We start from the raw sequence: 10837 nt of genomic DNA on the forward strand, positions 1-10837 counted from the left end.
GGCTCCCAGCTCACCAGGTCGTGGCGCCGGGCGGCTCCACGGTGCGCGATGGCGGCTGGGGCGTGGCCTGCGACACCGCCCCGCCCTCCGGTGACACGGGCCCGGGGTGGGCGCTGGCCCGTCGCCAGGACGGTCTGACCACCGCGTTGGTGAGCCTGCTCGGCGATCCGGCCGCGGACGCTCCGCACCACGGCACCGTCGCGCACACCCGCGGCCACAACGCCTACGGCCGCTACGCCGCCACTCCCCTGCTCACCTCGACGCATCCCGGCGGCACCCTGCTGCTGGTGACCCTCGTGGTCGTCACCGCCGACCCGTCCGTCCACCGCGACCCGCACGCTCTGCGCACGGGGACGCGCGCCGCGGTGACAGCCGGGAAGACCGTTGAGGTGCGCTTTCCCGACGGCCACGAGGAGCAGGTGCGCCTGGCAGCCGAGCACCGCCGGCCCCCGAGTCGTACGCCCGAATCCGGTAGGGCGTGATCCCGACCCGGTCGTCGACTACAGGAAGCGGTGCAGCGGAGCGGACTCGGTCAGCAGCATGGTCACCCGGTGGGCGAGACGCTGCCACGCCTCCTCCTGTGCGTAGGTCAGCCTCACGTCCTCGCCGTCGGCCGCTTCCACTGCCGCGAAGAGGGTGTCGGCGTCGGCGTCGGGCGTGAGGTCAACCATCGACAGGACGCGCGCCAACGCCCCGACGAGGCCCACCGCGGGCTCCGCCGCCGAAAGGACGCCGCCGTGGAGTGCGGCGGCGAGGCCTGACGGGTCGGGAAGGTCCCGCGGCGCCACCAGGGCACCGGACAGCTCGCGGAGCAGCGCGTACAGCACGTCCGTCTCCGCGGTGGGCAGGGTGAGGATGCGCAGGCCCTCGTGTTCCCAGCGGCCGTTCGGCGTCCACACCCGCGGTCCTCTCGCCACCGCGGCGGCCAGCGTTTCCCGGATGCGCAGGAAGGCGTCGAGACTGTCCGCGAACAGCCCGTGATCATCCGTCACTCGGGGGGATCCGGCCAACGGCGCCAGCAAGTGCTTCTCCACCCGGTCGCATTGGGCGGAGAGGTCCGGGTCCACGACGACGAGGCGAACTGACATGCGCTGTTCGTGCTGCTCCATGGCGAACACTCTGCCAGGCGGGTCGGACAACGGTCGCGGCGATGCCGACCTCCGCCCCGGTGTCAGGCCTCACCTTCGGGGCCGCCCTCGTCCGTCACCGACCGGACGGCTCGGCCACGTAGCATGGTCCCGGTCAGGTGGGATGCCGTGCCGCGGTGGGTGCGCCGACCTCTCGGACCGCAACAGTTGGGATCCACACGATGGACAGGACCACTGTTGGCAGGGACGATGCCAGGCCCGGCGGCCGGAGGTCGGACGGTATGCTCCCGGTCGGTCGAGAGGTGGAGCTCGGCCTGATTCTGGACTGTGTAGAGCTGGGTCGCAGCCGTCCTCAGTCCCTTCTCCTGCTGGGCGACGCCGGTGCGGGCAAGACCGAGTTGCTCCGTTTCGCGACGGAGCAGGCGAGGCTGCGGCACACACGTGTGCTGCCCGCCCAGGGCTGCGAAGCCGAGGCACAGCACTCGTTCGCTTCGCTGCACCAGTTGCTCCTCCCGGTGCTGGGCGACCTCGACCCGCTCCCGGAACATCTTCGCGACGCTCTGCGCACGGCCTTCGGGCTCGCCCCGGCCACCGGCCCGGTGGAACCCCTGCTGTTTCGCGTAGCGGTCCTGACGCTGCTGGGGCAGGTCGCGCGGACGGGCCCGGTGCTGCTGGCGGTCGACGACATCCAGCACTGCGACCGGGACTCGCTGGAAGTCCTCTCCTTCGTGACGCGACGCCTGACGACCGAGCCTGTGGCCGTACTGCTCGCCGCACGCGGCGAGGTGCCCCCGCCGGGTGTGGCCCCTGGTCTCACGGTGCTCTCGCTCGGCCCGCTGTCGGATCAGTCGGCGGCCCAGCTCCTGGATTCACTGCCCGGTGCGCCCACCGGGGGCGCCAGGCTGGACCTGCTCCGGCAGGCGGAGGGCAATCCGCTGGCGATCATCGAGCTGTGCCAGGCCCTGCGCACCGGTGGCGCTTCCGCACTGTCCAGCGACGGCAGGCCACGGACCTCGCGCATCCAGCAGATGTTCGCCGCCCAGCTGACGGGGCTGCCCGCGGCGACGCAGCGCGCCGTGCTGTATGCGGCGGCCGCTTCGGAGCAGGAGGAGCTGACGACCGTCATGGCCGCGTTGGGAGCCGGCCAGGACCTCGCGGTGTGGGAGCCGGCGGAGGAAGCGGGCCTGGTCAGCGTCACCGCCGGCCGTGTCGTCTTCCGGCACCCGCTGATCCGGACCGCGGCCTTGCAGCGCGAGCACGCTCAGCAGCGGCAGCAGGCCCACCAGGACCTGGCAGCGGTCCTCGGCGAGCACCCGTCCCGTCAGGCCTGGCACCTGGCAGGAGCGGCCATCGGCCCGGACGAGTCGGTGGCCACGGCCCTGGAGAACACCGCCCTGCTCGCCCAACGAAGGGGAGGCCTCTTCGCCACCGCCAAGGCGTTCGAGCTGGCCGCACGTTTCAGCCCCTCCGACGACGACCGTGCCCGCCGCCTCGCCAAGGCCCTGACGGCCGCGAACGACTTCGGAGACCCTGCCTGGGTGCGCGAGCTGTACGCGCGTTTCGCCGCGGTCAATCGCGACGCCGACCTGCTGCGCATCGCCACCTCCGCGACGAGCTGGGCGCTGTCGCTCTCCTCGTTCCAAAGAGAGGCCTTCGACCTCGTGCTGGACGTGTGGGAGCGCCATCCCCCGCGCGGCAGCAGGGTGGCCCTCACACTGACCGCGATCGCCGCCGGGATCGCCCATCAGTCCGGACTGACGGCACACCGGCAGGTGCTGCCGGGGATGCTCGAACAGATCGCACGGATCGAGCAGACCGAACGGCACGAGCTCGACGAGGCGGAACCCCACCACCACTATCTCGTTCCGGACGAGGTGGTCACCTCCCTCAAAGCGGTCGTTCTGACCTTGAGCGACCCTGCCGCGCACGCCCGCGGCCTGCTGAGCAGTCCGACTGCTCTGCCACGCGTCTCAGCTGCCCATGGTCTGGCGACGTTGACCTACTTGAACCAGATCGCCTCACTCGCCTACTTCGCCGACGAGTCGGACCAGTGTGTGGATCTCTTCCGGCAGACGTTCGCGCCTCTCCAGGCGCACGGCGCCATGGGCCCGGCAACGGGCTACTTCGCTCTGCAGGTGGACTCCCTGCTGAGCACCGGACGATGGGCCGAGGCAGCGGAGCTGATCGAGGAGGCACATGCCTTCGCCGTGGTCCGCAGGATGACGTACGTCGAAATGGATCTCGAAGCCCTGCGGGTCACCCTGCGTGCCCTGCGCGGGGAAAGCAAGCCGGGGATCGTACTCACCGGCTCCCACTGGCACTCCGTCAGCCTCGACGAGAACCGGGCCACGCACGCCCGGATGCTGCGGGCCCGCGGTGCTACCGCGATGGACCTCGGTGACTGTGAGAACGCCTTCCGCCACTTCCGTTCCCTGTTCGCGGACGACGGTGCGCCCCTGCACTACTTCCTCTCCAGCCGGTCCATCGCCGTCCTCGCCGCCGCCGCTCAGCGGATCGGCCGGCAGGAGGAAGCGGCGCGCATCCTCGCGGCGGTTCGCGCACACGAGGGAGCCCGGCCTACGACCAGGATGAAGCTGCTCATGCACCATGCGGCGGCCCTCGTCGACGAGGAGGCCGACACCGAGCACCACTTCCGGCTGGCCGTCGTCAACCCGGTGGCGGACCAGTGGCCGATGGAACGTGCCCAGGCACGCCTGAACTACGCGATCTGGCTGCGCAGACGCAGACGGCCGCTGGAAGCCCGCACCCAACTCGCGAGCGTCCTGGAGGCCGCGACCCGCCTCGGCGCCAAGTCCCTGACGGAGCAGGCCCATGGCGAGCTGCGCGCCAGCGGCGTAGCCTCTGCTCCGGCATCCGCTGATCCACTGGCGGAACTGACCGCCCAGCAGCAGCAGATCGTCCGGCTCGCGGCGAACGGACTGTCCAACCGTGAGATCGGGGCCCAGCTCCTGCTGTCCCCGCGCACCGTGGGTTCGCACCTGTACAACGTCTATCCCAAGCTCGGCATCAGCAGCCGCCATCAACTGCGCGACATACTCGAAAGTGACTGAAGGGACGGTTGAGAGATGAGTGGGATGCGGCCGGACCCCGAGCGGGGCACCGACGCGAACAGCCCGTCCGTCATCGCCCTCGAACCGTTGGCACGAAGGCTCCTCGAGGCGTCGTCCGCACCACCCTTCCTGCATGAGCTGGGACCCGTCGACGGCCGACAGGCACTGCTGGAGTCCCAGGGTCATGAGATCGACGACTTCGAGGTGGATGTCACCTTCCAGGCAGCGCCCGTGGGACCGTCCGGCCTGGTGGGCTTCTGGATCTTCCGGCCGGCCCGGGCGAAGGGACCGCTGCCGACCGTGTTCTACGTCCACGGCGGCCGGTGGATGCTGGGAGACGCGCAGACCCACGCCCGTCTGATCAGCGAAATCGTGCTGGGCACAGGTGCGGCGGCCCTCGTCCCGGAATACAGCCGGACGCCCGAGGCCCGCTATCCCGTGGCTGTCGAGGAGTGCTATGCACTGCTGATCTGGGCCGTCGGGCAGTCCAGTGAGCTCAGCCTGGACACGAGTCGGCTGGCGGTTGCCGGGGACTGCGCGGGCGCCACGATCGCCACAGCGCTCACGATGATGGCGAAGCAGCGCGGTGGCCCGCGCATCCAAGCCCAGCTCCTGTACTACCCGATCACGGACGCACGCTGCGACAGCCCCTCCCAGCGGCAGTTCGCCCGCGGGTACCTGCTGACCCAGGAGGCGCTGCACTGGTACTGGGAGCAGTACACCGACGATCCCGAGGAACAGGCCGAGCCGACCGCCTCCCCACTGCGCGCGAGTCCCGCCGAGCTCGCGGGTCTGCCACCGGCGCTCGTCGTCACGGCGGAGGCCGACGTGGCCCGGGACGAGGGCGAGCAGTACGCCGACCAGCTGCGCCGTGCGGGTGTCGAGGTGACCGCTGTCCGCTTCCTGGGCACGGTGCACGACTTCGTGTCGCTGACCTCGTTGCGCGAGAGCCCCACGACACAGGCAGCGGTGGGCCAGGGCTGCGCGTTCCTGCGCCGGCTGCTCGGCTGAGCACGCCCGGGAGACTGCGGAGTCCGACGCACGGACCAGTCAGCCGACTGATGCGTTCGTCCCCCTGCTGACGGCACGCTGGCCCCATGCCTGCGATCACTGTCTCCCCCCGATGGGGCGGCGGCACCGGCCTCGACGTCACTGCGACGCCACGGAGCCAGGTGCTGTCCACGCATTCGGTGCCGCGCCGAGAGAGCCTGGCCTACTGGCACGACGCGGTCCTCGCGACGCTCGTCGGCATGGACATCTTCGCCGAGGGCGGCACCTACAACGCGACGATGCGCACGGACCAGCTCGGAGACTTGCAGATCATCACGGTCGACTGCGATCCGGGAGAGGTCTACCGAGCGCCGCGCTTCATCGCCCGCGGCGACGGCGAACAGATATTCGTCGCTCTGCAGGACACTGGTATCGCCCAGGTCGAGCAGGACGGCCGCTCCACAGAACTGCATCCGGGGGACGTCTCCTTCTACGAAACCATCCGCCCCTTCCGCACGCGCTATCCGCAGCGCTTCCGGATGCGGGTCTTCGCCGTGCCGCGGCGCCTGCTCGGCCAGTCGGAGGCGGATCTGCAACGGATCACGGCCAGGGCCCTGCGCCCGACGGCGGGGCTTGCGGCGGTGCTCTCGCCGTTCATGGCACGGCTGGCCGACACCTGCGCCTCCTACTCCGGAGCGATCGCCCATGGGCTGGGCAGCAGCGCTGTGAATCTCCTGGCCGCCGTCGCCCAGGAACAACTCGGCAAGAGCTCGGCCGACGGCCCCGGAACCGATCAGGTTCTTCTCCTGCGTGTACAGACGTTCATCCGCTGGCATCTGAGCGATCCCGACCTGACGCCCGCGGTCATTGCCCGAGCTCATCAGATCTCCGTGCGTTATCTGCACCGCCTGTTCGAGAACGAGGGCACCACGGTCTGCCGTTGGATCCGGGAACTCCGGTTCGAGGAGTGCCGCAGGGAGCTGGCGAGCCCTGGGGTGGCGAGCGCGGGCATCGGCGCGGTCGCCCGTCGCTGGGGATTCACCAGCGCGACCCACTTCAGCCGGGTGTTCCGGAGCCGGTACGGCATGCCTCCGACGGAATGGCTGCTGCGTGAACGTACCCAAGGCTCCCGTGAGGAGGACCGGTGCCCCGTCCCCAGCCACTGAGCCCGGCACTGCACCTGTCCCTCTCCACGGAAACGGGCCCGCCCACAGACCGGATGACCTCCTGGAAGCAGGCCCTGTCCAGGGCTTTCGTCAGCCTGGAGGTGCTCGTCGACAATCCGGGGGCGTGGCGGGCGTCGGTGTACGCCGACCGGATCGGTCCCCTGCAGATCGCGACGGAGGAGTCCGATCCGGTCAAGTTCATGCGCACGCCCGAGGAGATAGCCTCGGACAACCAGGCGTACATCTTCGCCCGCCTCCAACTGCACGGCACGGTGGCACTGTTCCAGGACGGCCGCTCGACAGAACTGCGTCCTGGACTCCTCGCCTTCTACGACGCCGGCCGCCCGTTCAAACTCGTCATGTCCGAGCGCTACCGCTCCTGTGTCCTGATGATGCCCCGCCAGTTGCTGCGGCTGGACGACACGCAGGTACGACAGCTCACCGCCACGCCCGTCGGCGACGCCCCCGGCGGGCCCGCCGCGCTCCTCCTGCCGCTGCTGTCCGGTCTGGTGGCGGAGGTCCCCGCGACGGCGCCGCCCCTGCGGGAGAAGCTCGCCCGTACCATCGCGGATCTCCTCGCCACCTTGGCCGCGGGCCAGTTGACCACGCCCGGTTTCTCTCCGGCCGGGGCAGGTCCGACGCTGCTCGATCAGGTGAAGGCATCCGTCGAGCGCCGACTCGGCGAGCCGGAGCTGTCCCCTCGGCTGCTCGCCGACGAGCACAACATCTCGCTGCGCTACCTGCACAAGCTCTTCCATGAACAGGGCACCACCGTGGGCCGCTGGGTGCGACAGCGCCGACTGGAGGCCTGCAAGGAGGAGCTGGCTCGGCACGACGGAACGGACAGGGTGATCGGCACCGTCGCCGCACGCTGGGGATTCTCCAGCCCCGCCCACTTCAGCCACGTCTTTCGCAGCGCCTACGGAATGTCACCGGGCGAGTGGCGCAGCACCGCCGCCGGGGCAGCCCGGAGCCGCTGAGCACACCGGAAGCCGGACAGAAGGCGAAGACCCGCGCACTCCCTGTCCCGACGGAAGACCCCCTTCACGTTCGGCGCACCCACGGCCCGGCAGCGGTCACCTGATCGGGCTACTCGTTTCGCTCCCGGTCAGCCGACGCGGCGAGGAGCGACGACACTGGGAGGCGACGGACAAGCTCTGCCGGGGCTTCGCCGAACTGCTTCCCGCCTTCGATCCGGCCTTCCCGGCACGAGCACATCGAGGAGGCTGACCGGGTTGTTCGACGAACCCTCGTCGCCGCGCGTCGCCATGCTGCTGCGCCGGATTCTCGATGACACCGAGGCCGCCGTCGGCGTCCTCGACACGGAGCTGCGCTACCGGTACGTCAATCCCACGCTCGCCCGGATGAACGGTGTCGCGGCCGCCGAGCACCTCGGCCGTTCCATCGCCGAGATCGTCCCGGACATCGATGCGGGCGAGGACGTGATGCGCCGAGTCCTCAAGGACGGCCGGCCGCGCGAGATCGTCTCCAGCGGGCACACCCGCGCCGAATCGCCGCTGGAGCGCCGCTACTGGCATGGCGCCTACCACCGTCTGGAGGCACCGGACGGCGCCGTACTCGGTGTCGTGGGGATCATCCTGGAGATCTCGGCGGCGCGGGAGCAGCAGCGCGCGCTGGAGCAGGCCCGCGAACGGCTGGCCCTGCTGGACGCGGCCGCCACCCGGATCGGCACCACCCTCGACATGGACACCACCTGCGGCGAGCTGGCCGACTTCCTGGTGTCCCGTATCGCTGACGTGGCAACGGTGGAGGTGTTCCCGCAGACGGGGTCCGCCCGCAGGCCCGGCGGCGGAGTACTGCGGCTGCGCCGGGCCGCGATGGCTTCCGTACCGGAGTTGCGCGAGGCGGTACGACGCTTCGGCCCGCCGGGTTCGTACGTCGACTACCAGCCGGGGTCCACGATCCCGCGCTGTCTGGACGCGAGGCTGCCGATCATCGAGAACCTGCTCGCGGACGCGGAGTTGGGCCGCTCCGCCCCGCAGCCCGACCGGGTCGCCGCCTACCGGAAACTGGGCATCCACTCGGCGCTCGTCGTCCCGCTCACGGCTCGCGACCACGACGTCGGCACCGTCACCCTGATCCGGGCCGGCGACTCACCCGCGTTCGGCGCGGAGGACGCGGTGGTCGCGCTGGACCTGGCGGGCCGGGCCGCGATCAGCCTGGACAACGCGCGGCGCTACACGGCCGAGCACAACGCGGTCGTCGAGTTGCAGCGGGCGATGCTCGCCGAGCCGGGCCTGCCGCATCCGGACGTGGAGATCGCGCACCGGTACCGGCCCGCCGGGCGGCGCGTGCTCGTCGGCGGCGACTGGTTCGAGATCGTCGCGCTGCCGGGCGGCCGGACCCTGATGGCGGTCGGTGACGTGATGGGCCATGGTCTGGAGGCGGCGGTGGAGATGAGCCGCTACCAGGCGATGCTGCGGGTGGCGGCGAGCGAGGACCTGCGGCCGGACCGGATCCTGGAGCGGATGGACGTTCTGCTGGCACAGGTCGGCGTGCAGCGGCCGGCGACGTGCGTGATCGCCGTCGCCGACCCTTCCGAAGGTTCATGTCTGTACGCCAGTGCCGGGCATCTCCCGCCCGCCGCCGTCGCTCCCGACGGCACGGTCGTTCTGGTCCCGGTGCCACCCGGCCCGCCCCTCGGCATGGGCTTCGGCGGCTACGCGACCATGGCCGCCCCGTGCCGCCCCGGCCACACCCTGCTGCTCTACACGGACGGTCTGGTCGAGCGCCGCTCCGAGGACATCGACGCCTCCCTCGCCCGCCTCACCGGCCTCCGGCTGAGCGGTCGGGAGTCGACGGAAGAACTCCTCGACCGCCTGCTCGACGACGTCGCCCCGCCCGCCGCGGAGGACGACTTCGCGATCCTGGCGGCACGGATACACCCGAACCGGCCGGAAGGCTGACGCACCCGGTCAGCGCCTTGCCGCCGGCGCGGGGACAGGTCCGGCCCGGGGCGACGCACGCCTCCGGGCCAGATCCGTCGTACCTAAAGGCGATCCGCCTACGCCTCGCTCGCCTTGAGCATGTCCTCACGCTCAACGATCTTCACGCGCTCGCGGCCCTGCGGTGTGCCGAGGGCCTTCTCCGCGGCGTCGAGCCGGTACCAGCCCTCCCACGTCGTGAAGCGCACGTTCCGCTCGGCGAGGAACGCGTCCACGGCCTCCGGTGCGGGCGAAGTCGGCTCGTGCAGACGGCCGTTCTCGTGGTCGTCCAGCAGGCTGGCGACCGTCTCGTTCGCGTCGCCCTTGGTGTGGCCGATCAGGCCCACCGGGCCACGGCGGATCCAGCCGGTGACGTACGTCGACTGCAGGTGCTCGCCGGTGTCCTCGAGCACCCGGCCACCCTTGTCAGGCACTGTGCCCGACTCGACGTCCCAGGGCAGCTTGGCCAGCGGGTCGGAGAGATAGCCGACGGCGCGGTAGATCCCGGTGACGTCCCAGTCCTTGAACTCACCGGTGCCCTTGACGTTGCCGGTGCCGTCCAGGGCCGTACGTTCGGTGCGCAGGCCGACGACCTTGCCGTCCTCGCCGAGGATTTCGGTCGGCGACTCGAAGAAGTGCAGGAACAGCTTGTGCGGCCGTTCGCCGACATCGCGGATCGCCCAGTTCTCCAGCGTCTTGGCGACCATGTCGGCCTGCTTGTTGCCGCGCCGTGTCGCGATCGAGCCTTCGTCGTAGTCGATGTCCTCGGGGTCGACGATGACCTCGATGTTGGGCGAGTGGTCCAGTTCGCGCAGTTCCATCGGGCTGAACTTCGCCTGGGCCGGGCCGCGTCGGCCGAAGACGTGGATCTCGCGGGCCTTGTTGGCCTGCAGCCCCTCGTGGACGTTCGGCGGGATCTCGGTGGGCAGCAGTTCGTCGGCCGTCTTGGCCAGGATGCGTGCCACGTCCAGGGCGACGTTGCCGACACCGAGGACGGCGACCTTCTCGTCCTGCAGCGGCCAGGTCCGCGGTACGTCCGGGTGGCCGTCGTACCAGGAGACGAAGTCCGCGGCGCCGTAGGAGCCGTCGAGGCCGAGGCCGGGTATGTCCAGGGCCCGGTCGGCGGTGGCACCCGTCGAGAAGATCACCGCGTCGTAGAAGGCACGCAGGTCGTCCAGGCTGATGTCGCCGGGGTAGTCGACGTTGCCGAAGAGGCGGATCTGCGGCTTGTCGAGCACCTGGTGGAGGGCCGTGATGATGCCCTTGATGCGCGGGTGGTCGGGGGCGACACCGTAACGGATCAGACCGAACGGGGCCGGCATGCGCTCGAAGAGGTCGATGGAGACACCGGGCTCGGTGGCGGCCATCGGGGACTTCAGCAGCGCGTCGGCGGCGTAGATCCCAGCGGGTCCGGCACCGACGATGGCTACCCGCAGGGGGCGGGGCATGATCAGGTTCCCTTCGAGCGGCGATAACTGACTCGTCCGCAACCGTAGACTAAGGCAAGCCTTAGTTAGCACCCGGGTCCGATCTATGCCCCCATAAGGCCGGCTTATGAGGTGGCAAACCCTGCCTAG

7 protein-coding genes and 1 pseudogene are annotated in these 10837 nt (G+C 70.4%); 6 read left to right on the top strand and 2 right to left on the bottom strand.

Annotation, left to right across the window (positions count from 1 at the left end; all coding sequences use genetic code 11):
• Positions 1 to 482: pseudogene (locus ABZS97_RS09370) on the top strand (hypothetical protein); the annotation flags it as partial.
• A gap of 18 nt (positions 483 to 500) precedes the next feature.
• Here ABZS97_RS09370 and ABZS97_RS09375 read toward each other — a convergent pair.
• Positions 501 to 1109 carry a hypothetical protein gene (locus ABZS97_RS09375; protein ID WP_356135418.1) on the bottom strand — a complete coding sequence of 203 codons (609 nt, stop codon included), beginning with the start codon at positions 1107 to 1109 and terminating at the stop codon, positions 501 to 503.
• 260 nt (positions 1110 to 1369) lie between these two features.
• Between ABZS97_RS09375 and ABZS97_RS09380 the strand changes: the two genes are divergently transcribed.
• The 5 genes from ABZS97_RS09380 (at position 1370) to ABZS97_RS09400 (ending at position 9242) form a co-directional block, all read left to right on the top strand.
• Positions 1370 to 4159, top strand: a complete 2790-nt coding sequence (locus ABZS97_RS09380) for a LuxR family transcriptional regulator (RefSeq protein ID WP_356135420.1) — start codon at positions 1370 to 1372, stop codon at positions 4157 to 4159.
• A gap of 15 nt (positions 4160 to 4174) precedes the next feature.
• Positions 4175 to 5170 (top strand): alpha/beta hydrolase, encoded by a 996-nt coding sequence (locus tag ABZS97_RS09385; RefSeq protein ID WP_356135422.1) that lies wholly within the window; start codon positions 4175 to 4177, stop codon positions 5168 to 5170.
• Between the two features lie 86 nt (positions 5171 to 5256).
• Positions 5257 to 6315: a helix-turn-helix domain-containing protein gene (locus ABZS97_RS09390; protein ID WP_356135424.1), complete on the top strand. Its 1059-nt coding sequence runs from the start codon at positions 5257 to 5259 to the stop codon at positions 6313 to 6315.
• Positions 6294 to 7295 carry a helix-turn-helix domain-containing protein gene (locus ABZS97_RS09395; protein ID WP_356135426.1) on the top strand — a complete coding sequence of 334 codons (1002 nt, stop codon included), beginning with the start codon at positions 6294 to 6296 and terminating at the stop codon, positions 7293 to 7295. Before ABZS97_RS09390 ends, ABZS97_RS09395 begins: the two co-directional genes overlap by 22 nt.
• Positions 7296 to 7550: 255 nt before the next feature.
• A complete protein-coding gene (locus tag ABZS97_RS09400; RefSeq protein WP_356135428.1) occupies positions 7551 to 9242 on the top strand; it encodes a SpoIIE family protein phosphatase in 1692 nt (563 codons plus the stop codon).
• A gap of 98 nt (positions 9243 to 9340) precedes the next feature.
• Here ABZS97_RS09400 and ABZS97_RS09405 read toward each other — a convergent pair whose 3' ends face one another.
• Complete coding sequence (locus ABZS97_RS09405; RefSeq protein ID WP_356135430.1) at positions 9341 to 10708, bottom strand: FAD-dependent oxidoreductase; 1368 nt, start codon at positions 10706 to 10708, stop codon at positions 9341 to 9343.
• Positions 10709 to 10837: the final 129 nt, after the last annotated feature.

The organism is Streptomyces sp. NPDC005485, from assembly GCF_040606085.1.
GTDB lineage: Bacteria > Actinomycetota > Actinomycetes > Streptomycetales > Streptomycetaceae > Streptomyces.

What these genes read in the sequence shown, in the direction of transcription:
- ABZS97_RS09380 (WP_356135420.1), top strand. Translation starts at nt 1,370, where the DNA reads ATGCTCCCGGTCGGTCGAGAGGTGGAGCTCGGCCTGATTCTGGACTGT.
- ABZS97_RS09385 (WP_356135422.1), top strand. Translation starts at nt 4,175, where the DNA reads ATGAGTGGGATGCGGCCGGACCCCGAGCGGGGCACCGACGCGAACAGC.
- ABZS97_RS09375 (WP_356135418.1), bottom strand. Translation starts at nt 1,109, where the DNA reads ATGGAGCAGCACGAACAGCGCATGTCAGTTCGCCTCGTCGTCGTGGAC.
- ABZS97_RS09390 (WP_356135424.1), top strand. Translation starts at nt 5,257, where the DNA reads ATGCCTGCGATCACTGTCTCCCCCCGATGGGGCGGCGGCACCGGCCTC.
- ABZS97_RS09405 (WP_356135430.1), bottom strand. Translation starts at nt 10,708, where the DNA reads ATGCCCCGCCCCCTGCGGGTAGCCATCGTCGGTGCCGGACCCGCTGGG.